This window comes from Corynebacterium epidermidicanis, from assembly GCF_001021025.1.
In the GTDB taxonomy this organism is placed as follows: domain Bacteria; phylum Actinomycetota; class Actinomycetes; order Mycobacteriales; family Mycobacteriaceae; genus Corynebacterium; species Corynebacterium epidermidicanis.
In genome coordinates this window covers 198,012-219,973 of sequence record NZ_CP011541.1, presented here as the reverse complement: position 1 = coordinate 219,973, position 21,962 = coordinate 198,012, and the positions used below count along the sequence as shown (strand labels likewise).

Sequence of the window (21,962 nt, the reverse complement as noted above, 5' to 3'; positions counted from 1 at the left end):
TACCCCACCCAGGTTAGTTGCTCCGGGCCGCCAGTTGGGCCACTTTTCGTTCCGCTTCCTCATCGGCCGCTGCACGTTTGTGTTCCCACTCTTCCTCCAGGGCAGCGCCTTCGATGTCGAGGGTCGGCAGGATGCGGTCAAGCCAGCGCGGGAGCCACCAGGTGGAATGCCCCATGAGGAACATCGAGGCCGGAACGAGAGCCATGCGGATGAAGAAGGCGTCGAAAAGCACGCCCGCGCCGAGGGCGAAACCGAAAATCTTAATGAATGGCAGCGGCTGGTCAATAAAGGCGACGAACACCGCGATCATGATGAGTGCTGCGGAGGTCACCACGCGGGAGCCCAGGGTGTAGCCCTCGATGACGGACTCGTCGACGGCATTGAAACGTGAGCCCGGAGTTGCCAACCCGCGGTGGTGTGTGAAGTGCTCCCGCATGCGGGAGACCAAAAAGACCTGGTAGTCCATCGCCAAGCCAAAGGTGACGCCGATGAGGAAGATCGGCATGAAGGAAATCAGCGGACCCGGTGTTTCCACCAGCCCCCACAGGCCTTCCTGCCAAAACAGTACCGTCACGCCAAACGCAGCGCCCACGGACAACAAGAAGCCAATACCAGCCACTAGTGGCACCAAAATGGAACGGAAAATGAGCAAGAGCAGCACAAACGCGAGACCTACGACGATGGATAGGTAGAGCGGGAGGGCGTCGGAAAGCTTTTGGGTGACATCGCGCTGGATCGGGGTGAGGCCAGTGATACCGATTGTGACGCCGGTGGCCGATTCCACTTCAGCCTGCGAAGCTCGCAGTGAATGCAGGAGTTTCGTGGTCATCGGATCGTTCGGGCCAGCATAAGGGGTGATCATCAGCTGCGCTGCGGTGCCTGTGGGATTCACACCCACCAGCTGCGCATGCTTAACGTCCGCGTTCGTAGCAAACCGCTCCGCGACATAGGTAAACGCCGCGGTCGTCGCAGCCTTATTCTCATCGAACGCCTCCCCCTTCTGCTTAGCGATATCGCGCTGCGCCCGCACCATCGGCTCCAGCGCCGGTGCCTTCGGATCGACCCCCGCCGCATCCACAACAGCGAGCATCAAAGAGTTGCGGCCATCGCCGAAGCCTTCCGTGATGAGGTCCGCGGACTTGCGCTGGGTGCTGCTTAACGACGACGTGCTGTCATTAGGAAGCGCCAACTCGAGCCGCAGAGCAGGCATGGTGAGCAGGCCCAAAGCTACAATCACCACGGACAGCACCAGCGCCGGGTAGCGATGCACAAACATCACCCATGCGCGCCCCTTCGAACGGCGGGCACGCGGCTGATCTGAAACCTCATCGATGTGCACTGGTTTCGACCCAGCCAGTCCCGGAATCTTCAACCCGAACGCGAATTTACCCATCACGCCCAACAACGCCGGCACCAAAGTGAGTGCAACACAGACCGCCACGAACACCGTGAACGCAGCCGCCAAGCCCATATACGTCAGGAACGGGATGCGCACGATCGACAACGCAAGGAGCGCGATGATCACCGTCAGACCCGCGAACACGACAGCCGAACCAGCCGTACCCACCGCAAGCCCCGCCGCATCTTCCCGCGACGTGCGCTTATATTCGGTCCGGTAGCGAGCGAGGATGAACAAAGCGTAGTCAATACCCACCGCGAGGCCCAGCATCACCGCCAGGACCGGGGTGGTGTTGTTCAGGAAGACGAAGCGCGTTGCCAACACGATCGAAACCGAACCGATACCAATACCCAACACGGCCGTAACCAGCGGCAACCCGGCTGCAATCACCGAACCGAAAGTAAAAATAAGCACGATGAACGCCACCGCCAGGCCGATCATTTCCGACGTCGTTCGGATCTCCAGCGGATCGCCAAAAGCAGCGCCACCACCTTCAACGGTCAGGCCAGCAGTCCGGCCAATCTCTAGGGCATCCTTGATCGCTTGCCGATGCTCATCGGTCACATCCGTGGGGCTCGGAACATTCAACGACAACGTTGTATAACCAATGCGGCCATCCTCGCTCAGCAAGCTGAGATTTTGAGCATCACGACGGGCCGTGTCCTCAGGTAGCCCGCTGTCCACCTCCTGCTTAATGATCCCTTCTTGGAAAACCGGGTTATACGTCACCGGGTTGCCAAAACGGGTGCGATCCCCGATGTCCGGGAGGTGCTGATCGAGGTAGGCGATCACGTCATCCATCGCCTGGACGTACTTCGGCTCACTCAAAGTATGCCCTGGTGGTGCCGCGAAAATGATATTGACACCTGCATTATCCAGCGGGTTCTTCTGATCCGGGAAGTTCTTAATCAGCAGCTCGGCTGCATCCTGGCTCGGGGTGCCTGGGATCGCAAACTTATCGTTGAACCCCTTCTGGAGGGTGATCGCTGCGCCACCCAACCCCACCAAAACGACGAGCCAAAGCGCAATCACCACGTAGCGACGCCGATACGACCAACGGCCGACCTTAAACAATAGCTGTGCCATAGTGTCTGCGATGCTCCTCGCGGTTTCTCCGGATACCTAGGCTTTCAAGTGTTCCAGATTATTTCACCTGTGATCAAAAAGCACCGTCTCCGGTGCTTTGCCTGCGCTTTGCCTGCGCCCGCCGGTGCTTTGCCTGCGCCCGCCGGTGCTTTGCCTGCGCCCGCCGGTGCTTTGCCTGCGCCCGCCGGTGCTTTGCCTGCGCTTTGCCTGCGCCCGCCGGTGCTTTGCCTGCGCCCGCCGAACCGACCCGCGCGCTGAGCTGCTCACAACAAAACCCCATCCCCTCCCAAAGCAGGGAATGAAGATGGGGTTCTCTGGCGGTGGCGGAGGTGTCTGGTTCCGCGACATAGTTCCGGTATGTCTCACGACATCCTTCCGGTTGTCAGGCCCCTGATGTGCCACAACATCGTTCCGATTGTCCACAGACCGCGCCACTAATCAATGTTTCTGACCCAGCACCGCCGCGCCGGATGTCTCGAGACATACTTCCGGTCTTAGCGTGCCAACTATGGCGAAGAAACCAACGTCGAACAAAGTCATCATCGAAACCCTCCTCACCACCGGGATGAGCCAAACCGAAGCAGCCGCCGTCTTTAACGTCAGCACCAGGTCAATCGACCCCCACATCATTGACCGCATTCTCACACTGCGCCACGAATAAACCACACGAGGCACCGATGCCGGCGCAGGGTTAAGTAGGCGAAAGCGTGTCTTTGCTGCGTGTTTTCCGCAGCGTTGTGGGCCTGAGGCCAGTATTTGTTGTTGTTTGGGTGCTTTAGCTCGCTCGATGTCGTCACTTCGGTGTAGTCGGACTACCGCTGTGGGATTTTATTCACTAAAAAACGCTGCTCTACGTAGTCTGACTACGCCGAAGCGACGACATAGCACTTGTGCAGCAAACCCGCACCGCCGGCGACACCCCGACCGGACACACATTTTGGTACTTAACCCAAAAACCAACCCCGAAAAAACAAAGAAGCCCCGAGACATCACATAGGAACAATGTCTCGAGACTTCACATGGCGGTGGCGGCGGGATTTGAACCCGCGGTTGGGGATTACCCAACACTCGCTTTCGAGGCGAGCACCTTCGGCCGCTCGGACACGCCACCGCGAACAAGATTAGCGGGTGCCCATGGTCAAAACCAAATCGCCCCAGTCCAGCAAGTACGAGTCGGACAGAGGCGAGTTGTGGCTACTTGTCCTTCTGGAAGGAGCCGAGCACCTTGTCTGCGGTGTCGCTTACCGCATCCTTTGCTTTCTCGGCAGCGTCTTTGATGTCGGCTTTGGTCTGGTCGGCGCGCCCCTCGTCGGCAAGCTTCTCGTTGCCAGTTGCCTCGCCTACGGATTCCTTGGCCTTGCCACCCAGGTCGGTCACCTTGTTCTCAAAATCAGACATTGACTTTTCCTTTCAATTGGGAGTGTGGGCCCAGGCTACCTTTTTGAAGAAAAGAATGTCGTGAGTAGTTCCGCGCAGTCGTCGGCAAGCACTCCGCCGCGGAGCTGGAGGGGATGGAGTTGGCCCGGGGCGTGGGGGACGTCGATGAGCGATCCACACGCGCCAGTTTTGGGCTCGTACGCGCCGAATACGACGCGGGCCAGGCGGGCGGCGAGGATCGCGCCGGTGCACATCGTGCAGGGTTCGAGGGTGACCACGAGGGTACAGCCGGTCAGACGCCAGCCGTCTCCGAAAGTGCGCACGGCCGCACGGATCGCGACCAGCTCAGCGTGCGCGGTGGGGTCGCCGTCCGCTTCTCGACGATTAACGCCTTCCCCAAGTACCGCGCCGTCGGGGCCATAAATGACGGCGCCAACTGGGATGTCATCAGGCGGGGTGCGACGTGCCACCTCCAGGGCGTGCCTCATGCGGGTTTCGTCCTCGACATCGCGCAAGGCGCGAGGCAAAGCGCCCACTAAAAGTCCAGGTCGAGAAGGTCGGCGAGCTGTTCCGCAAATCCGAGTTCCTCGGCGATCGCGAGGATTTGCTCGGAGGCCCAGGCTTCCTCATCGTCGCAGATCACCGAGAGGACCTGCTCATTGAGGCCAAGGTCTTCGAACATGTCAAAATCACCTTCGGCGTATGGGCCGTCTCCCTCGCTGGGGTACTCCGCACCCAACTTGTCGAGGATAGACGCCGCGAAATCGTCTTCCAGGGCGGCGGTGGCGTCAGAAATCAGCAGTTTGACACCGGTGGGCGTCGGGCGGGCCAGCGCCAGGTAGTCGTCGTCAATGCACAGCATGGCAAAGGAGACGCCTTCGGCGCGCAGGCTTCGGACAGCTTTGATGCTGGTGTCGATGTCGGCGAGGGAGTCGTCGAATTCCGCGACGCGCCACTTGCCGTCGATGGCCGTGACGGTTACGGCGAAGCTCTGCTCATCATTGGTGCTCATAACCTGTAACCGTAGTCTTTTTTGGGGTAGTTGTGCCACACTTAACAGGTGACGATCCATAAGATTTCTCGACCCGTTTGCATCCTCGGCCTTGGCCTCATCGGCGGCTCGCTCTTGCGCGACCTCGCCACCACGACAACCACCGTCTATGGATTCAACCGCTCCCCCTCCGGCGCATCCGCGGCCGCGAAAGAGGGGTTCGACGTCTCTGGCGACCTCGTCGCCACCCTGCAGCGCGCCGCCACCGACGACGCTCTCATCGTGCTTGCCACCCCCATGCCCGCACTCCCCACGCTCCTCGACGCCCTCAACGAACACGCCCCGAACTGCGGATTCACCGACGTCGTCAGCGTGAAAGGCGAGGTCTACGACTTGGTTCGCTCGCGAGGCATGACCGACCGCTACGTCGGCGGGCACCCCATGGCCGGCACCGCAGACTCCGGATGGACTGCCTCCCAGAATGATCTTTTCCGTGGCGCCGCCTGGGTCATCACCTTCGACCACGCCTACGAAGACCCCAGCGAGGACTGGCTAAAACTGTGGCTCGACGTCGTCACGATGGCCGCATCCGTCGGCGCCGAAGTCATCCCCGCGCGCGTAGCCACCCACGACGAAGCCGTCGCCCGCATCTCCCACCTGCCGCACATCCTCGCCGAAACGCTCGCGATCGTCGGCGACAACGGCGGCGCCCTCGCCCTCTCCCTCGCCGCCGGCTCCTTCCGCGACGGCACCCGAGTGGCCGGCACGAACCCCTCGCTCGTGCAAGCCATGTGCGAAACCAACCGGGACGCCCTGCTCGTCGCCCTCGACGAAGCCCGCAAGCTTCTCGACGACGCCCGCGCCCACCTCTCCTCCCCCGAAAAATCACTCAGCGAACTCATCGACGCTGGATACCGCTCACGGATCCGATACGAAGCCCGCTCCGGGACAAGCCCGCTGGGGATTTCCGCACGCCCTGTACTGCGACTACACCCTGGTGCAGCGGGGTGGCTGTCCACACTTGAGCAAGCCGAAGGGCTGGGAGCGCGCATCGAGGTGTTTTAGGGGTTGCGTTCGTTTTGCGTGTGGCTAGCGCTTGTCGATTGCCTTTGAAGCTGCCCGCAAAACTGAACAAGCTGAACGGCACCCGGCGTTCTAGATAGCAACGCAGAAAGTCCCGAAACACCAACCGCATTCGGTGTTTCGGGACTTTCACAACTGTGCGCCCGGAGGGATTCGAACCCCCAACCTTCTGATCCGTAGTCAAAATGGAATGGCCTTCTAGCTTTGCCTTCCCCCTTAATGTTCCCTCATGGCCCTTCACTAATCCCAACTGGGATACAGCTCAACATCGTAATCACCTGTCCAATCAGGAATTCAAATCGGACACATGGGCCTAAATGGCTAGGGGCATTAGAAGCGACTTTGCAGCCAGTAAGGTCACAGATCCTCGTCACACGCTGAGCTATCACCACTTTTCAAGTCACCGGGTTTTGCGACATCGCCCTTGGTCTACCCTGCGCTTTTGTCCTACGACGACTAGCGCTATCGCACCGAGTAAGATACCGAGGCTGAGCATGAACCGTATTGAGAATTGTTCTCCCACAGCCACATAGTATGCGGTAGTAAAACTAGCAAGAATTGCTGCTACTAGCCCGATCAACACAATGTGGATAGGATTTATGGAATCGGAACCTTTACGCGTTGGCTGCTTCTGCACAGGCTTTACCTCCCGCTGCCGCTGTTGCTAGAGACCCAAGTATCGCTCCCCCGACGAGGAGTGAACCACCGAAAGTTGGAGCAGCCGTAACAACGGTGCCGCCTGCTACGAGTGCCCCTGCAACAGTAGCTGTTGCACCGACAGCACAGTCAAAGTTTTCATCCGCACCTCTGTCTCCGTTATTAACAATGGGAACTAGGCGATCGGAGTAGGTAGCCTTTACTTGATTGCCGCTAACGCTGTAAGAAACCTTGTGGGTAGTTCCAGAGACAGTTTCGATTTGAGGCTTGAGAAAACCTACTGTTTCTCCTTGTGCGTTGGTGATTAAAACGGTCCCATCTTGGTTTTGAGTAGCTTTGGCGTTTTCCACGTGCGCCGTATACCCCAGTTCGCCCGCCTGATCAATATTGAATTTCGGGGTTTCCTCCGATTGATTCGAGATCTGATTAGGGGCTTTGCTGTCTGCCAAGTTAGAGGCGGCCTGGGCCGGTACTCCAACTAGAGTAGTGGCGAGCACCATCGCCGATGCAAAATATTTCTTCAAAACGCCCCAATCATAGCTCCACTATCGGCTTCCTTTGTCAATACCAGAGCCCATTGTAGCGAGCTAGAAACTCCGCACAAGTGAATAAACATTTCAATTTCATATCGGAGACGCATGAATTAGCAGGCGTAGGTCTACGCCAATCAGTGACTAAAGCGAAAGACCGCCGAACTACGGCTTTTCAAACTTCGAGCCGCATAGGTGTCATTCATCCTGTTTAGGCTGACACAAGCGACACCGCGCGGAGCGCTAATTATTCCCAGGCCTGAAAAAGACCCCCTCCACCGCAATGCGGTGGACGCGCTCATAGCAAAGGGACGGGAGCGCCTGGCATCCGAAGTGGCGTCGCGGGAGATGTCGGAGGCGGAGCGCGGGCGGGCGCGGTTCAAGGTGATTGGTTAAGAGGTAATTTATCAGAATGATAGATTCTTCACCCTGAGAAATCCCAAGAAATCCAAATACGCCACGTCAAAATGTGCAGCAGCATCCGGCAACTTCACTCTTGAAGTGCTTTGAGGCGCAGGTTTCTCGTCGGAAACAATGGTTGCGCCATGAGCCATGGCGCAAGCCACAAGCCACGAGTCTGCAACATTGAGAAAATCATCCACTGCCTTCTGCTTAAACTTCGGAATTCTCTCAAGCTGCGCCCACTGTGACACTTCGATGTACTTCTCGACTTCAGACTGAGTTGGCTCTAGCACCCTATCATCAGGGACATTGTTGGTGAACCAATCGCTCTGCTCAGAAGACCAAGCGGTTAGCTCTTTTTTCACTTCCTTGTGGAAGTACAAATCACCACCCGGAATGAGATCAGCGAACTCAGTCCATAACGTCCGAAAAATCTCGGGTGGATAAGTATTCCATGTACCAATCACAATATTCGAATCAATTAGGTACATACTAAACGGCCTCATCCACGAAGGCCATAACCTTTTGCAGAGTCTTCTTGTTTCGGATCCCCAAGAATTCAGCAGCTGTAGGTTCTGGCAGGTCACCTGAGAGCGCTGCCTCGGTAACAGTACTTAGAAATCTGCGTCCAACCCGTGAACGTACCAAAACGGAAAACGGTGGTGCACCATTTGTTTTAGCCTTTTGCACAACATTCTCGCCCTTAATTAGGCCAACAACTCGGTCAGCATCGGCCTTTTGGACCAATTTCAGTTCGACTAGACGCCAAAGCAATGCTTCTTTGCTTACGCCAAATTTGACTGCAGTCGCTGCAAGCTGCCCTTCCAGGCTCTCAATATCAAATGACACTTTCCTGATGGCCGTCTCTGGGATCAATAGAGCCGCAGCAAATTTGTTGCACCACTGCTCGACGGCATTGCTCTTTCCTTGGTCACCAGACAGCCCTGGAGCTGCCATCGCAACGTGTCCCAGCTCATGAGCGAGACTGAAAAGCTGGGCCGTCTTACTATCAGATGAGTTTACAAATACCAGCGCATATGATCCTTCACGAAGAGTAAATCCTCGGAATTCGTGTATGTCCAGTCGCCGTGCAGTCGAATTTCCAACAATGGAATTTCGCATTACGAGAAGACCATGATCTTCCATCCGGTTAACCAGGTCCATAACCTTATCCACCCCCTTAGGGTGGCCCATGGAATCCCATCCCAGCGCCTCTCGAACGATTTCAGCGGCTTCCTTAGGTGACGTAGACGGCGATACGATGCCGAGAACCTCGGGTGGCTCCATTCCAATTTCGGAGGCATATTCCGCGTACCAGCCGAGACGCTGTTCTGCGGATTGAATCACCTCGCGAAGATTGGCTCCGAACGAATCAACCTTGGCATTGCGAACAGTACGGAAGTCCGGGATCGCAATTTCATCCGGGGTCGGGACTGACAGAAGGAGCCGGCCAAGCGGGAGACGAGCAGCTTCCGCAATTTTCTTAGCTTGTGGAAGCGTGGGCTTCTTCGTACCTGACTTCCATTCCTCCAACTTGGGGAATCGTTTCTCGACCTCATTTTCAGATAGCCCCGACCGCTTCAATGCCCATTCCAGAACTTCCGGATGAATTGTAACTTCGACTGCCAAAACTGCTCGCCTCCTTCCTAATCAGCACTATATCCTTCCAACGCAACAAACTCAGCGATATTTCAGCGCCTATTCTCGTTCCGTATCCGTTCCCTCTATGTTCCGTCTACGTGCCGTTTGAGAACCAACGACCTGCAACAACTCGCAACAGTGTCGCACACCCAGAAACACGAAAAAGACCCAGGCAAACAGTGTGTTTACCTGGGTCTTTGCTGGTGCGCCCGGAGGGATTCGAACCCCCAACCTTCTGATCCGTAGTCAGATGCTCTATCCGTTGAGCTACGGGCGCATTGTTCGCTTCACACCGTGCGGTGCGCTTTGCAACGAAGAGTTACTCTACACACCCAGGTTAAGATTAAGCAAACTAGCTGGTCAAGTGCGCTAACTCTGCCAAGATCCAGGGGGAGGACAAAATCAACCCCAGCCATCCGATGGGCGCACGGTGTTTCCTCGTCCCGCCTGAGAACCTTTGACCTGCCGCAACTCACCACAGTGCGATAGCAGCCGGAATATGCACCGAAGACCGCGTGCGACACTTTGTGAGCCACCAATGAAAAATCACCACCCCGCCACACTGCAAAGATCAGTGTTTAGTGAGGTAGTGACACATTTTCGCTTGTGCGCCCGGAGGGATTCGAACCCCCAACCTTCTGATCCGTAGTCAGATGCTCTATCCGTTGAGCTACGGGCGCAAATTCCACCAGGCCCGGTGAAACCCTCCCGATTCGAAAATCGGAAGTGAGCGGAGATGACAGGATTTGAACCTGCGGTCCCCGGAGGGACAACTCCTTAGCAGGGAGCCCCATTCGGCCACTCTGGCACATCTCCACAGTTATCGATCGAGCTGCGAACAGATCGCACGAAAACCTTTTGGTATCTTACCCAGGCAACGCGCTAACTCCCAAATCCTCAGATTATCGTGCCCTCGGCGTGGCGATTCGAGGCGAGGCAGGCGTCGATAAGCTTGCTTCTGAGAGCGGTTTTGGCCGGGGACAGGTAGCGTGGGTCACATGCATTCAAAACTTTCTGCTCGGCTGTTGGCTGAGTTGCTCGGCACCTTTGTGCTCGTGTTTGGTGGCTGCGGCTCCGCGGTGTTCGCTGCATCCGTCCTTACCGACGACAAAGCCGTCAACATGGGCATCGGTTTCGTCGGCGTCTCGCTCGCGTTCGGCCTCACCGTACTGACCATGGCTTACGCCGTCGGCCACATCTCGGGCGGCCACTTCAACCCAGCAGTCACGCTCGGCGCTTTCCTCGCCGGGCGTATCGACGCCAAGTCGGTCCTCCCCTACTGGATCACCCAACTCGTCGCAGGCATCGCCGCAGGTGGCGTGCTGTACGCTATCGCCTCCGGCAAGCAGGGCTTTTCCGCAGCGGAGTCCGGTTTCGCAACAAACGGCTACGGCGACCTGTCCCCTAATGGATACTCGCTGGTTGCGGTCCTGATCGCCGAAACTGTTCTGACGGCAATTTTCCTCTACATCATCCTGGGCTCTACTGATCGACGCGCACCAGAAGGCTTCGCCCCCATCGCCATCGGGCTGGGGCTGACCCTGATCCACCTCGTTTCGATTCCTATCTCCAACACTTCCGTCAACCCTGCGCGCTCCCTCGGCGTGGCCGTCTACGCAGGTGCCGAACCATTAACGCAGGTCTGGGCATTCTTTGTCGCCCCGCTACTCGGCGCTGCGATCGCAGGCGTGACCTACAAGATGTTCTTCCCCGACGAGGCAGACACGATTCTCGAGCGCTAGAGCACGTGCGGGACGCAGGGCGCTGAGCGTCTGCGCTCCAGGCGTCCGATTGCCTTTGAGATTGCCCAAAAATGAGGCGCATTCCGTGGCTACTTGGGGTAAGTAAAGAAAAGTGTGTCTCTGCTGCGTGATTTCCGCAGCGTTGTGGGCCTGAAGCCAGTATTTACTGTGGTCTGGGAGCCGTAGCCCGCTCGATGTCGTCACTTCGGTGTAGTCGGACTACCGCTGTGGGATTTTATTCACTAAAAAACGCTGCTCTACGTAGTCAGACTACGCCGAAGCGACGACATAGCACTTGTGCAGCAAACCCGCACCGCCGACGACACCCCGACCGGACACACTTTTCTTTACTTAACCCGCTACTTGGCTCACCGTTACCCCAAAACCACGAAGCCCCGTGACACCGACCTGAATCGGAATCACGGGGCTTTCGCAACTGCGGAAGTGGAGGGATTTGAACCCCCGGATAGTTTCCTATCGCTGGTTTTCAAGACCAGTGCATTCGGCCGCTCTGCCACACTTCCAACTACCTAGCCGCGCCACTGCGGTGGCACATACAGGCACTTACGTTTCATCAGGAATTAGTGCCACATGGCTCACCCAACGAAAACGCAATGGAAGAATAATAACTGATCGTGCGCCGGAAGCGCTATTTTGCCCTAGCCTAGTGTCATGACCACGAACACTTTTAGCGAAATTCCCGCTTCCATGCGTGCGATCAGGCTCACTGATCCTCAGGACAAAACTTCGCTTGAGCTGCAAGAAGTCCCGACCCCTACGCTTCGTGAAGGCGAGGTCTTGGTGCGGGTGCAAGCCGCCGGCGTTAATCGCGGTGACTTGCTGCAGGCCGCGGGACATTACCCACCACCGCCCGGCGCAAGCGAAATTATGGGCCTGGAATGTGCAGGCGTGATCGTGGACGCGGGCTCCACCAACCAACAACCTGGCACTCCTGTGGGTTGCCTACTCGCTGGAGGCGGCTATGCCGAGTACGTCGCGGTGCCGGAGGGGCAACTGTTGAGCTTTCCTTCCGGCTGGTCTCCCGCTGAAGTGGCGAGCATCGTCGAGGTTGCCTGCACAGTCGTCTCAAATATGCAGCTAGCGGGACTCAAGTCTGGCGACACCCTTTTGGTCCACGGTGGTGCTGGTGGCATCGGTAGCTTCGCCATCCAGTACGCGAAGGCTCTGGGGGCAACGGTCGCGGTGACTGCGGGCAGTGCGGAAAAGCTGGAATTTTGTCGACAGCTCGGGGCGGACATCCTCATCAACTATCGCGAGGAGGACTTCGCGGAGCTACTCAAAAACAAATGCAACGTCATTTTGGACATCATGGGCGCGAAGTATCTCGATCAGAATGTGCGGGCCCTCGCGATGGATGGCCACCTCGTCATCATTGGCATGCAAGGCGGGGTGAAGGGCGAACTCAATATCGGCCGCTTGCTTTCCAAACGCGGCAGCGTTTCCGCCACGGCCCTGCGCGCCCGCGACTTGGCAGATAAGGCCCGCATCGTCGCCGACACCGAACGCCTAGTCTGGCCCCTGCTTGTCGACGGCCGCATCAAGCACCAACTCCACACGACGCTTCCGCTTGCAGAAGCCGCCAGGGCGCACGAACTTCTCGCAAACGGCGACGTCACGGGCAAAATCGTCCTCAGCGTCGCCTAAGCTAGTTCGGGTGCGCACAATCCTTCAGTACCCGCTGCTTTTGTTGGCATGGGCGGTGACCCGCTGGTTGATCGTCCGTGAGGCGTTCCACCGCCGCGATTGGATCTTCGGCGATGTCTCCTACTACTTCTCCGAGATCATCAACAAGGCACACGGCAAACCCGCCTTGCGCGAATACCCGGAGGCCAACCTGTGGATCCTCCGCCCGCTCTCCCGCATTATCGACGCCACCGGCTGGCCTGCCAACTCAACCTACACCGGCTTCGTCCTGCTTCTCGACGCCATCTTCCTCCTCGCCCTGATGCGAGGCAAACACTGGCGCGGATCGTGGTTCTGGGTACTGTTCGGCCTGGTCTCAGGCCCAATTTTCATCTCGCGTCTCGATCTCGTTCCCGGCATGCTGGTAGGGCTGTTCGCGGTTTTCCTCGTCTCGCATCCGCGGTTCTCGAGCTTCTTGTTGGCGCTAGCTACCGCCATGAAGCTGTGGCCGGGGGTGCTCGCCACCTCGCTCGTCGGGCCAGCTCGCCAGCTTGCCACTTGGGTTCGGATTGGCGCTTTTGGGGTGTCGCTGCTGGCGTTGGCTGGTTTTACTGTCCTTACTCAAGGACTAGATCGGTTGTTGTCGCCGCTGGACTACCAGAATGTGCGTGGCCTGCAGATTGAGTCGGTGGCAGCCACCCCTTTCATGCTCATGGAAGGATTTAAACATGGCAGCTACCAGTTGAGCTACGCGGCGTCGAAAAGCTTTGAGATCACCGGCCCCGGCGTAGCGGTTGGCGAGCGGGTGGCCTCCTACGCCCTGTACGCGGTGGTGCTGCTCGCAGCGCTGGAGGTCGTTCGACGCTTGGTGGGGCGGCCTTGGGATCCGCAAGAGTCAATGGCGCTGGCCGTGGTGTTGGTGTTGGCGCTGCTCGTGACCAATAAGGTGCTGTCGCCGCAATACCTTACGTGGCTGGGGCCGTTGCTGGCGGTGGCGCTGAGCCGGTCGCGGGACAAGATCCTCAACCTGCTCGCGGGCCTCAGCGTGTTGTGCTCCTACCTCACCTATTTGGTTTTCCCGAAGCACTACGGCGACCTCATTGGCGGAGTAGTGCGATTCGATGGTGTCGTGCCACTGGTCACCCGCAACATCTTGCTCGTAGTGATGCTCGGAGTAGCCCTGACCTGGTGGATGCGCGTACAGCGGTCGGCAAAAATCAGGCTAAGCCAGGGAAGCGAGCACGCGAGTCAACTGATCGATGTCCCCGAGGGTGTTGAAGGGGGACAACGAAATCGTGATGGCTCCCCCGCCGTCAAAAACGCCCATCGCTTCTAGCAGCGGGTTGCACGGGCTGAGGGTAGTGACCAGACCATTGGTCAATAGGCGTCGATGCACAGTCGCGGCCGGCACGCCGGTCACCAGGAAAGACAGCCGTGGGATGCGATCCAGCTTCGCTGCCCCCGATCCTGCCGCCTCGCCACTAACGCCAAGGATGTGCACCTTGGGCAGTCCCTGCAGAGAATTGATCAAGTGGCGCGTGAGCTCGCGGCCGTGCCTTTCCAAACCTGCAAATGACCGGCGCAAACGGGTAGCTCGAGTCCCGCCGAGGCGTTCATCGAGGATCGAATAGTGCTCCACAATTGCGGTGACGCCACCGGCCAAACCTGCGGAATTTCTACCCAACTCCAATTTCAGCGCCGAGGCAGGGTCCGCCAACGGGTTGACCGCGGCTAGCAGCGGGAACATGGTGGTGTCCCTAAATACAAGTGCTGCCATCGCAGGCCCGCCCATCGGGGAAAACTCGACGACCACGATGTCCGCACCCCAGGCATCCATATCGATGCTGCGGTACGGGGCATATGCGCTGGCGTCTACAAGCAGCCAGGCCCGGGACTTTTCCTGCACAATCTCGGAGATAGCCGCCACATCCGTGACGGTGCCGAGGTAGGGGTGAGCCGCAGGGATCACGACGAGCCGGGTGGAGCCGTCGACAAGCTTGTTGAACTGCCAACTCGGCAGTTCGCCCGTGCCAAGGTCAGGTTCGGCCCACACAACCGCGGAATCCGTGGTGGAAAACGGGCTGGTGACCAGGACATCGTCGACACGCGTGAGGACGGTTTGGGTGCTCCTGCGGAGTCGGGGGCGCATTGCCTCGGCAAGGTTGCGCAGCAGCACCTCTTTGCTCGGCCCCAACACCACCCGGTCGGGCGTCGCCCCCACCAGATCGGCGACAGCGACCCGCGCCGACGCCACATGTTGTAGCCCGACGGTCTCACCGACCTCGGGCTGGCGGCCATGTGTACCCGTCAGGGGGGCTTGATCCATCAGGAGGCCAGAAGATCGGAACGCGGAAGACACCGCTGACGAGACTCGCTCCGGGATTTGCGCTCGATCGTGGGCGTTGAGGTAGGTCCAGCCGTCGCTCAGCGAGACGTACAACCCTCGCGCGTATGCGACATCAAAGACCATGAACCTCTCCTGTCCAGCTATCGATCCCGACGGGTGACCCAACAATATAACCACGTTTCGGCCACCGCTTACCACGCTAAGCATAGCCTCCCCACTAGGCTCATAGGAGTGTCAGAAAAAGCTAGCGCTCCCGGGGAAACCGTTGCCGAGAAATGTGCACGCATAACGCGTGTCGACGACATCGACTCTCCCCCTTCCCAGTCCCAAACCTTCGCTGCGGCGTGGGCAGACCTCGTACGCGGGTTTAACCAGCGTGAGCTGTGGTTACAGCTCGGGTGGCAGGACATCAAGCAACGCTACAAGCGTTCGGTATTGGGCCCACTATGGATCACCATTGCCACTGGTGTGATGGCACTTGCCCTGGGATTGCTGTACTCCTTGCTCTTCAAGATCCCGCTGGCGGAGTTCCTGCCGCACGTGACCGTCGGCCTCGTGATGTGGGGCTTTATCTCCGGGGCGATCAAAGAAGGCTCGGACATCTTTATCGACAACGAAGGCTTGATTAAGCAGCTACCTTCGGCCCTGTCGGTGCATGTGTACCGACTCGTGTGGCGCCAAACTCTGTTCCTGGCTCACAACATGGTGATCTGGCTGGTTTTGATGCTGATCTTCCCACGTCCCCTCGGATGGGACCTGCTGCTGGCGATCCCGGCGCTGATCCTCCTCGTTGTCAACGGCGTGTGGGTGGCGATGTTCTTCGGGATCATCGCCACGCGCTACCGCGATGTCGCGCCCCTGCTCGAAGCCCTAGTGCAGCTGCTGTTCTATGTCACTCCAATCGTGTGGACCACTGCTACCCTGCGGGACGCGGGCCCCGAGATGCACACGCGCGCCCGGATCGTTGAGCTGAACCCGCTGTACCACTACATGGAAGTGGTGCGCGCGCCGTTGATTGGCGCTCCGCTGCCGGCTTACCACTGGTATGTGGTGCTCGGGTGCACCTTTGTTGGCCTTGGGCTGGCGTTGCTGGCCATGAAACAATGGCGCTACCGCGTCAGCTACTGGGTTTAGGAGCTGGAAAAAGATGGTTTCCATTGATACGTATAACGCCTGCGTCGACTTCCCTATTTTCGACGCCAAGTCCCGCTCCATGAAGAAGGCCTTCCTCGGTGCCGCTGGCGGCGCCATCGGCCGCAATGCCAACAACACCGTGGTCGTGGAGGCGCTGCGGGACGTGAACCTCCACCTGCGCGAAGGTGACCGCGTCGGCCTCGTCGGCCACAACGGCGCCGGCAAGTCCACCCTGCTCCGCTTGCTCTCCGGCATCTACGAGCCCACCCGCGGCTCCGCACACATCCGTGGCCGCGTTGCCCCGGTCTTTGACCTGGGTGTGGGCATGGACCCGGAGATCTCGGGTTACGAAAACATCATCATCCGCGGCCTCTTCCTCGGCCAGACCCGCAAGCAGATGCGCGCCAAGATGGACGAAATCGCTGACTTCTCTGAGCTGGGCGAATACCTCTCCATGCCACTGCGCACCTACTCCACCGGCATGCGCATCCGCCTCGCCCTCGGCGTGGTCACGTCGATCGAGCCCGAAATTTTGCTTCTCGACGAAGGCATCGGCGCCGTCGACGCCGCCTTCATGGCCAAGGCCCGCACCCGCTTGCAAGAGCTCGTGCAGCGATCCGGCATTCTGGTCTTCGCCTCCCACTCGAACGACTTCCTCGCCCAGCTCTGCGACACCGCCCTCTGGGTCGATCACGGCACGATCCGACAAGCCGGTTCGATCCCCGATATCGTGGAGGCATACGAAGGAAAGGGTGCCGGCGACCACGTTCGACGCCTCATGTCCCGACTGGAAAAGGGAGAAGAGTAATGGCTCTATCCAGCTCCGACCGCGTCGCAGCTGTTATCGTCACGCATCAACGCGTGGAGATGCTGCGTGCCTCTTTGTCAGTTGTGGCGTCGCAGACCCGCCCAGTCGAATGGATCATCGTGGTGGACAACGGCTGCGAAGACGCCGTCGCTTCCTTGGTGGCCGAAATCTGCGGCTCCCGTGGCGTCTACCTGCCATCCCGCACCAACCTCGGCGGGGCCGGTGGCTTCGCCTACGGCTTCCTGACCGCACTGGCTCTAGGTGCAGACGCGATCTGGTGCGCTGACGACGACGGCCAGCCGGAAGATTCTCACGTCCTGGCTTCGCTCTACGACTGCGCCATCGAACACGGGCTGGATGAGGTCTCGCCGGTGGTCGTCGATAAGGCTGCCCCTGCTCGGTTGGCGTTTCCGCTGCGCCGGGGTCTGACTTGGCGTAGGACCCGCGCTGAGCTGGGCACTGGTTTCCTGCCGGGCATCGCGTCCTTGTTCAATGGCGCCCTAATTTCGGCTACGGCGATGGAAAAGATCGGCGTGCCAGACTACCGCCTGTTCATCCGTGGCGACGAAGTCGAATACCACCGCCGCCTCGTCCGCTCCGGACTCGCCTTCGGCACCTGCCTGACCTGCACCTACCTGCACCCGAACGGTTCCGACGAATTCAAGCCGATCCTCGGCGGGCGCATGCACACCCAGTACCCATCATCGGAATCCAAGCGCTTCTTCACCTACCGCAACCGCGGCTACCTCATGAACCAGCCCGGCATGCGCAAGCTCCTGCCGCAGGAATACGCACGCTTCGCGTGGTTCTTCCTCGTGCAGGAGCGGGATATGGCCGGCTTCAAGGAATGGCTGCGACTGCACCGCATGGGGCGCAACGAGAGGTTTGAGCGACCTTAGAGGGAGGAAAGATAGGGCACGATCGGCCCTATCATCGACTTCGATATTCTTGCACCCTTCGGCCCGCAGACCATGGGTGTTAACAATACGATTGACAAAAATATCGAACTCGCGATTAGGCACCAAGCCAACAACTCCTGCACTTTCCTTTGGAGATAGCTATCCTCATTTCTGTGGATTTGGGGGAATCTTCGATAGTAAATCTGGTTTTCTTGCGTAAATTTTCCCGAGGGGACCGACGACGCTGGCTTGCAGCGCACGGCGATGACTTTGTATTTTTGGCTCCTTCAGTGGCCATCGAGCGGGAAGTATTCGGTTCGCTGAGCCCCAGGGCTCGTATTCAGTACCGGGCGATTGCGTTAGGAAACCATTATTCCTTCGCCGTTGCTGTCGATAAGACTGCGGCATCGTTGCATGGCTGGCCTGACTTCCACGATACCCACCTAGTTTTTGCTGTCCCTACGACTCCGCCTCGGCGCCAATGGCCTCGCGGAGTGAAGTTTGTACAGCGATCCCGGATTGAAACGGAGGAAATTTTCGGAATCCGAACAGCGACACAGGCGCAAACAGTCCTCGATATCGCGCGACTCAGCTCATTTCCCGACGCGCTCGCCGCGTGCGATCTTGCTCGATCCCGCGGAATCGACATTACAATTCCGCAGCATCCCCTTCGGGGCACCCGACAGGCACGCCGCGCACTGATACTTGCCACTGATGCCAGTATTAGCCCCGCGGTTTCCCGCGCCCGCGCCACGCTTATCGACGCCCACTTCAAAAGAATCGAAGTTGCCAGCACGATTTACATCGGTCAACCGGCCAGACCAGTGATCGTTCCACTCTGTATCAACGAACGAATTGCAATCTTTGATCGGGCATTATGCGACCCCGAAATCATTGCCGAGTTCGGCAATGCAGGATTCAAAACAATCGTTGTAACCAGCGAAGACATCGCAACAGGCCGATTTCTCCGCGAGGCTGAACGATTACGACGAAAACTACTTAGCGAAGGATTCGATATTTTTGCTCACGGCTAATGGATGACCAGCATATTTCACGGCTTGGAATGCAGAAATATCGAAGTCACCGCTAAGGGAGATACTAGGCCTTAAAGATAAACATCCGCTGGGCGAAGAAATTCAGCACCGTCGCGATGCCCTGCGCGAAAACGAACGCACCGATGGACGCTGCGAGACGGGGCACGCTCGGCTCGAGCAGGTGGAAACCCCAGGCGTATAGCGTCATATTCAGCCAGCCGGTGATGGTGTAGAGAATCGCAACGTAGATCAGGCGCTTCCAGGAGTGGTCGGCTTGGAAGGTCCAGCGTCGATTAATCGCGTAGGCAGTGATCGTGCCGAAGATAAAGCCCACAAGGCGGGCTTTGCCAGCTGAGAACCCGAAGAGGAACTGGGTCAACGCGGTAAAGCCCCAGTCGACTACAGCGGAGACCAGACCGGAGATAATGAAGCGGAAACCTTGAGTTTTCATATCCACGTCTGAGTAGCCTACCCCGTTGGAGCTGGGATCCGACGGTTGGCAGGGCTTGGTAATGGTTGGCCGGGAAGCTGCATAAGTTCTAAGTAGTAGTCCTAGTTGATTTGAAGCTCGCCACGCTCCCAACCGGCCCCTACCCAGCCAGAAGCTCGCGATAGATGTCGAGGCGCTCGACCGGAGACTTTGCGTGGCGCCCATAAGCACCGACCCGCGCGAGCTGCTGCAAGGATTCAGCGCAGAGCGCGCGGATCGCGGGAGCACGCAGGGGCGTGCCGTCATCCTCGACCCAGCCGAGGGTGGCCATCGTGGTTTCGAGGAGATTATCGGTAACGTCCGGTTCCGCGAAGCAAGACAGCACCAAAACTAGCGACCAAAAGGCGTCTCTACCTGCCGGGTCGCGCTCGAGCGGCAACGGCAAATCAAGATGATGCCGGGCCTGTGTGAGGTCGAGAGCCTGCAGAAGCGGCACGAAATCAAACAGTTCGGCCCGCTCAATCATCGCGCGCAGCTGGGGTTTCGTCAGGGATAGCACTTCTTCGATCGTCGCCCGGCCGGTGAGGTCCCGGTTGATGGCGGCCAGATCGAAAGTTGCGTCCCCCAGAGCACCAGAACCACCGATGCACAGCGCCCGGGGAGTGCCGCGGTCGCGCGGGTATATGTCGATAACCTGCAAATCAACCTCCCACAGGCCCCAACGGTAAGAACAGGTGTCTGGTATGGGGTCGGCGGAATCGAAGTCGGGAAAGGACCAGGGCCCGCCTTCGAATCCGAAACACACATCGAGAACTTCATGCAGCTCTCCCAGCGAGAGTTGCTCGTCGACCCCAATGTGGCGATACACATCCGTGCCGCGGATCCCTGCCCTAATAATCAGGGAACGCATGGCCCCATTCTAGAGATTTCGGCGCGCCCAGGACGAGCCCACCTATTGCGAACCCCGCAAGATCATCCGGAGGAACTCACGGTGTGGCTTCGACAGAGGCCCACCCAGCACCAACGTGTCGCCGTCTACCACGCCCAGCAGCGACAGCACCCGCATCGTGTTGGCAGTCAACTTATCGACTTCCGCCAGTGTCGTCGGATGCCCAGCCCACTGCATCCCCTCCAGCAAGAATGTCTCCGCACCATACGGCATTGCCGAAATCAACGCGATGATGCGCAGCCAAGCGGCGTCGTTTCCGCGCGTATCGCGCTCCAGTGGCAATTTGTGCGCGATGTGACGCCACTGAGCCAAGGGATCCGCCTCTACCCGGTGCAGCTCGAGGAGTTGCGAGAGGTGGGCGTCGGCAAGCACGGGCCCCACCATGACCGCAGCTTCTTCCGCCGAGACCGCCACCTCCTGCTCCGTGTCCAGGTAGGCCACCAACTGGGCGGTCTCCCACATGCCCGTCCGGAAAATAAGATCTCGCAAACCCTCCTTGACCAGCGAAAGCTTCGCGAAGACCCACCGCTCAGCATCCAACTCCCGGTTGATCGCCGCCAGCGAAAACGACAGGTTACCCAGGCTACCCGAACCATCAATGCACAGCGTCTCGACGGCCGGGAGCTGCTCAGAAGCACCCACCAGCGTGATTTTAATGTCGGTAGGCTCACCGAAATTGGAAAGAAAATGCAGGTCAGCGACCGGGAGGACCTCAGACAGGGTGACAGTCTCCGAAGGCGTGCCAGCGGCATCGAAACGAACCAGGGTCTGGGCGGGCATGATGACCGGCGCGTTCTCAACATTGCCATCCTGCTGAATGAAAGTGTGCTCGGCCGAATTAATCTCGAAGGCAAGTTGCAGGATCCGCGCGAAACGCTCCATCCCGACCGAACTGGGCACCCGCAGCCGACGCCACACCTCGCCACTCGAGGCATGCACCAGATACGAACGCTCTGGGGTCGGCTCGATGCGACGCAGCGGTCGCTGCAAAGCCGGATCAGTCACGGGAATAAAGCTCACGCATTAGACCCTAAAGCGTTTACAGCTACCTCGCATGTCGACACAATTGATAGGTCGCAGCCCCAACCGCAACCCCTTCCACGCACCGCGACCACCCCGAGCGCAGAACTCGCTGCTCAAAGCGCGCAATCGCCAACACAGTAAGTACCACACCTGCTACTACTCCCCAGGTACGCGCAGGCGAGCCTAAATCCCCGGCCGGCATATCCGACGCCGGTCCCGGGCGCTCGCCGACATCCCCAAGACGATGCCGCACCCGATCAACGATCACAGCGGGATCATTATCCGGGTCATCATCAGTCGAATTTATCACCGCTACCGCGCCAACCCCAGCAGCGAGTACAGCTAAACGCTGGACCGGTTTACGCAGCGCAGCGCTCGTCCCGACGGCCACCGCCAAAATAGCGTCATCCAGGTGGTTAGTGAATTGCGATTGAGCAGCAGGAGAACCTTGAGTCATAGTTCCTAGTATGCCGTAACCACAAATAGCTGGCCTATCGAATGAAAAAGTGTTCTTAGCGGTTGTTACGGTCGACTGGTTTTGCTCGAATTGCAACGAGCTCGGGATAGCGGCCACGGAAATGCCTGGTGGCAATGGCTTGTCGTAAGGCCGGCGCCTCGGCGGTTCTCAGAGTTCATTGTCGGTTGTTGTTCGCAGCTGTCGCGCTCTACGCATTCGCAATTACAGCTCGAGGATGGGAGATAATGCCCGCAAAAGAGTGCAATCGCAAAGGCAACCCCCGCACCCCGAGCACCGAGAGTCACTAACCCAACTAACCACAAGCCTCA

At 58.6% G+C, this 21,962-nt stretch carries 22 protein-coding genes and 5 tRNA genes; 9 read left to right on the top strand and 18 right to left on the bottom strand.

Annotation, left to right across the window (positions count from 1 at the left end; translation table 11 throughout):
• Positions 1 to 13: 13 nt before the first annotated feature.
• Positions 14 to 2,485: an MMPL family transporter gene (locus CEPID_RS01085; protein WP_047239393.1), complete on the bottom strand. Its 2,472-nt coding sequence runs from the start codon at positions 2,483 to 2,485 to the stop codon at positions 14 to 16.
• 73 nt (positions 2,486 to 2,558) lie between these two features.
• Positions 2,559 to 2,765, bottom strand: a complete 207-nt coding sequence (locus CEPID_RS13410; RefSeq protein WP_047239392.1) for a hypothetical protein — start codon at positions 2,763 to 2,765, stop codon at positions 2,559 to 2,561.
• Positions 2,766 to 2,993: 228 nt separating this feature from the next.
• Between CEPID_RS13410 and CEPID_RS13260 the strand changes: the two genes are divergently transcribed.
• Positions 2,994 to 3,146 carry a helix-turn-helix domain-containing protein gene (locus tag CEPID_RS13260; RefSeq protein ID WP_158408002.1) on the top strand — a complete coding sequence of 51 codons (153 nt, stop codon included), beginning with the start codon at positions 2,994 to 2,996 and terminating at the stop codon, positions 3,144 to 3,146.
• Positions 3,147 to 3,505: 359 nt separating this feature from the next.
• On the opposite strand, the gene CEPID_RS01075 is transcribed toward CEPID_RS13260, so the two are convergent.
• The 4 genes from CEPID_RS01075 to CEPID_RS01060 form a co-directional block, all read right to left on the bottom strand.
• Positions 3,506 to 3,596: transfer RNA gene (locus CEPID_RS01075), tRNA-Ser, on the bottom strand.
• An 83-nt stretch (positions 3,597 to 3,679) separates the two neighbouring features.
• Positions 3,680 to 3,883: a CsbD family protein gene (locus CEPID_RS01070; RefSeq protein WP_047239391.1), complete on the bottom strand. Its 204-nt coding sequence runs from the start codon at positions 3,881 to 3,883 to the stop codon at positions 3,680 to 3,682.
• Between the two features lie 35 nt (positions 3,884 to 3,918).
• The gene (locus tag CEPID_RS01065; RefSeq protein ID WP_083984479.1) at positions 3,919 to 4,350 is read right to left on the bottom strand and encodes a nucleoside deaminase; all 432 of its coding nucleotides are present in this window, start codon (positions 4,348 to 4,350) and stop codon (positions 3,919 to 3,921) included.
• A 47-nt stretch (positions 4,351 to 4,397) separates the two neighbouring features.
• A complete protein-coding gene (locus tag CEPID_RS01060) occupies positions 4,398 to 4,874 on the bottom strand; it encodes a tRNA adenosine deaminase-associated protein (protein WP_047239389.1) in 477 nt (158 codons plus the stop codon).
• Between the two features lie 48 nt (positions 4,875 to 4,922).
• On the opposite strand from CEPID_RS01060, the gene CEPID_RS01055 reads away from it, so the two are divergent.
• Positions 4,923 to 5,918: a prephenate dehydrogenase gene (locus tag CEPID_RS01055; RefSeq protein ID WP_047239388.1), complete on the top strand. Its 996-nt coding sequence runs from the start codon at positions 4,923 to 4,925 to the stop codon at positions 5,916 to 5,918.
• Positions 5,919 to 6,550: 632 nt separating this feature from the next.
• Here the strand turns inward: CEPID_RS01055 and CEPID_RS01050 are convergent.
• The 6 genes from CEPID_RS01050 to CEPID_RS01025 form a co-directional block, all read right to left on the bottom strand.
• Positions 6,551 to 7,117: a hypothetical protein gene (locus CEPID_RS01050; RefSeq protein WP_144413404.1), complete on the bottom strand. Its 567-nt coding sequence runs from the start codon at positions 7,115 to 7,117 to the stop codon at positions 6,551 to 6,553.
• Between the two features lie 413 nt (positions 7,118 to 7,530).
• On the bottom strand, positions 7,531 to 8,016 hold the full coding sequence (locus CEPID_RS01045; protein WP_047239386.1) for a DUF4411 family protein: 486 nt from the start codon (positions 8,014 to 8,016) through the stop codon (positions 7,531 to 7,533).
• Position 8,017: 1 nt separating this feature from the next.
• Positions 8,018 to 9,154: an ImmA/IrrE family metallo-endopeptidase gene (locus tag CEPID_RS13535; RefSeq protein WP_047239385.1), complete on the bottom strand. Its 1,137-nt coding sequence runs from the start codon at positions 9,152 to 9,154 to the stop codon at positions 8,018 to 8,020.
• Positions 9,155 to 9,367: 213 nt separating this feature from the next.
• A tRNA-Arg gene (locus tag CEPID_RS01035) sits at positions 9,368 to 9,443 on the bottom strand.
• A 330-nt stretch (positions 9,444 to 9,773) separates the two neighbouring features.
• Positions 9,774 to 9,846, bottom strand: a tRNA-Arg gene (locus CEPID_RS01030).
• Between the two features lie 51 nt (positions 9,847 to 9,897).
• Positions 9,898 to 9,982 (bottom strand) — tRNA-Ser (locus CEPID_RS01025).
• Between the two features lie 182 nt (positions 9,983 to 10,164).
• Between CEPID_RS01025 and aqpZ the strand changes: the two genes are divergently transcribed.
• Positions 10,165 to 10,908 (top strand): aquaporin Z, encoded by a 744-nt coding sequence (aqpZ, locus tag CEPID_RS01020; RefSeq protein WP_083984320.1) that lies wholly within the window; start codon positions 10,165 to 10,167, stop codon positions 10,906 to 10,908.
• Positions 10,909 to 11,347: 439 nt separating this feature from the next.
• Here aqpZ and CEPID_RS01015 read toward each other — a convergent pair.
• Positions 11,348 to 11,432: transfer RNA gene (locus tag CEPID_RS01015), tRNA-Ser, on the bottom strand.
• Between the two features lie 184 nt (positions 11,433 to 11,616).
• Here CEPID_RS01015 and CEPID_RS01010 point away from each other — a divergent pair.
• Together CEPID_RS01010 and CEPID_RS13045 are read left to right on the top strand one after the other, a co-directional pair.
• A complete protein-coding gene (locus tag CEPID_RS01010) occupies positions 11,617 to 12,573 on the top strand; it encodes an NAD(P)H-quinone oxidoreductase (protein ID WP_047241246.1) in 957 nt (318 codons plus the stop codon).
• Between the two features lie 10 nt (positions 12,574 to 12,583).
• Positions 12,584 to 13,888, top strand: coding sequence for a hypothetical protein (locus CEPID_RS13045; RefSeq protein WP_144413403.1), 1,305 nt, complete (start codon positions 12,584 to 12,586; stop codon positions 13,886 to 13,888).
• Here the strand turns inward: CEPID_RS13045 and CEPID_RS01000 are convergent.
• A complete protein-coding gene (locus CEPID_RS01000; protein WP_047239384.1) occupies positions 13,775 to 15,022 on the bottom strand; it encodes an aminotransferase class V-fold PLP-dependent enzyme in 1,248 nt (415 codons plus the stop codon). The genes CEPID_RS13045 and CEPID_RS01000 overlap by 114 nt on opposite strands.
• Positions 15,023 to 15,130: 108 nt before the next feature.
• Here CEPID_RS01000 and wzm point away from each other — a divergent pair, with 108 nt between their 5' ends.
• From wzm to CEPID_RS00980, 4 genes are all read left to right on the top strand, one after another.
• Positions 15,131 to 16,033, top strand: a complete 903-nt coding sequence (gene wzm / locus CEPID_RS00995; RefSeq protein WP_047239383.1) for a galactan export ABC transporter permease subunit Wzm/RfbD — start codon at positions 15,131 to 15,133, stop codon at positions 16,031 to 16,033.
• A gap of 13 nt (positions 16,034 to 16,046) precedes the next feature.
• Positions 16,047 to 16,841 (top strand): galactan export ABC transporter ATP-binding subunit Wzt/RfbE, encoded by a 795-nt coding sequence (gene wzt / locus CEPID_RS00990; protein WP_047239382.1) that lies wholly within the window; start codon positions 16,047 to 16,049, stop codon positions 16,839 to 16,841.
• Complete coding sequence (gene glfT1, locus CEPID_RS00985; RefSeq protein WP_047239381.1) at positions 16,841 to 17,740, top strand: galactofuranosyltransferase GlfT1; 900 nt, start codon at positions 16,841 to 16,843, stop codon at positions 17,738 to 17,740. Before wzt ends, glfT1 begins: the two co-directional genes overlap by 1 nt.
• Positions 17,741 to 17,952: 212 nt before the next feature.
• Positions 17,953 to 18,774, top strand: a complete 822-nt coding sequence (locus tag CEPID_RS00980) for a hypothetical protein (protein ID WP_144413402.1) — start codon at positions 17,953 to 17,955, stop codon at positions 18,772 to 18,774.
• A gap of 64 nt (positions 18,775 to 18,838) precedes the next feature.
• Here CEPID_RS00980 and CEPID_RS00975 read toward each other — a convergent pair whose 3' ends face one another.
• From CEPID_RS00975 to CEPID_RS12350, 4 genes are all read right to left on the bottom strand, one after another.
• The gene (locus tag CEPID_RS00975) at positions 18,839 to 19,225 is read right to left on the bottom strand and encodes a GtrA family protein (RefSeq protein WP_083984319.1); all 387 of its coding nucleotides are present in this window, start codon (positions 19,223 to 19,225) and stop codon (positions 18,839 to 18,841) included.
• Between the two features lie 139 nt (positions 19,226 to 19,364).
• Complete coding sequence (locus CEPID_RS00970) at positions 19,365 to 20,114, bottom strand: hypothetical protein (protein ID WP_047239378.1); 750 nt, start codon at positions 20,112 to 20,114, stop codon at positions 19,365 to 19,367.
• Positions 20,115 to 20,156: 42 nt separating this feature from the next.
• A complete protein-coding gene (locus CEPID_RS00965; protein ID WP_047239377.1) occupies positions 20,157 to 21,173 on the bottom strand; it encodes an IS1096 element passenger TnpR family protein in 1,017 nt (338 codons plus the stop codon).
• A gap of 25 nt (positions 21,174 to 21,198) precedes the next feature.
• Positions 21,199 to 21,633, bottom strand: a complete 435-nt coding sequence (locus CEPID_RS12350) for a hypothetical protein (protein ID WP_052843264.1) — start codon at positions 21,631 to 21,633, stop codon at positions 21,199 to 21,201.
• Positions 21,634 to 21,962 lie beyond the last annotated feature (329 nt).

Excerpts from the sequence above, each read along its gene's own strand:
- CEPID_RS12350 (WP_052843264.1), bottom strand. The coding sequence starts at position 21,633 with ATGACTCAAGGTTCTCCTGCTGCTCAATCGCAATTCACTAACCACCTG.
- CEPID_RS01060 (WP_047239389.1), bottom strand. The coding sequence starts at position 4,874 with ATGAGCACCAATGATGAGCAGAGCTTCGCCGTAACCGTCACGGCCATC.
- CEPID_RS00970 (WP_047239378.1), bottom strand. The coding sequence starts at position 20,114 with ATGCGTTCCCTGATTATTAGGGCAGGGATCCGCGGCACGGATGTGTAT.
- CEPID_RS01045 (WP_047239386.1), bottom strand. The coding sequence starts at position 8,016 with ATGTACCTAATTGATTCGAATATTGTGATTGGTACATGGAATACTTAT.
- CEPID_RS01065 (WP_083984479.1), bottom strand. The coding sequence starts at position 4,350 with ATGAGGCACGCCCTGGAGGTGGCACGTCGCACCCCGCCTGATGACATC.
- CEPID_RS01070 (WP_047239391.1), bottom strand. The coding sequence starts at position 3,883 with ATGTCTGATTTTGAGAACAAGGTGACCGACCTGGGTGGCAAGGCCAAG.
- CEPID_RS13260 (WP_158408002.1), top strand. The coding sequence starts at position 2,994 with ATGGCGAAGAAACCAACGTCGAACAAAGTCATCATCGAAACCCTCCTC.
- aqpZ (WP_083984320.1), top strand. The coding sequence starts at position 10,165 with ATGCATTCAAAACTTTCTGCTCGGCTGTTGGCTGAGTTGCTCGGCACC.
- wzt (WP_047239382.1), top strand. The coding sequence starts at position 16,047 with ATGGTTTCCATTGATACGTATAACGCCTGCGTCGACTTCCCTATTTTC.
- CEPID_RS01085 (WP_047239393.1), bottom strand. The coding sequence starts at position 2,485 with ATGGCACAGCTATTGTTTAAGGTCGGCCGTTGGTCGTATCGGCGTCGC.
- CEPID_RS01000 (WP_047239384.1), bottom strand. The coding sequence starts at position 15,022 with ATGGTCTTTGATGTCGCATACGCGCGAGGGTTGTACGTCTCGCTGAGC.
- CEPID_RS13410 (WP_047239392.1), bottom strand. The coding sequence starts at position 2,765 with ATGGGGTTTTGTTGTGAGCAGCTCAGCGCGCGGGTCGGTTCGGCGGGC.
- glfT1 (WP_047239381.1), top strand. The coding sequence starts at position 16,841 with ATGGCTCTATCCAGCTCCGACCGCGTCGCAGCTGTTATCGTCACGCAT.
- CEPID_RS01010 (WP_047241246.1), top strand. The coding sequence starts at position 11,617 with ATGCGTGCGATCAGGCTCACTGATCCTCAGGACAAAACTTCGCTTGAG.
- CEPID_RS00975 (WP_083984319.1), bottom strand. The coding sequence starts at position 19,225 with ATGAAAACTCAAGGTTTCCGCTTCATTATCTCCGGTCTGGTCTCCGCT.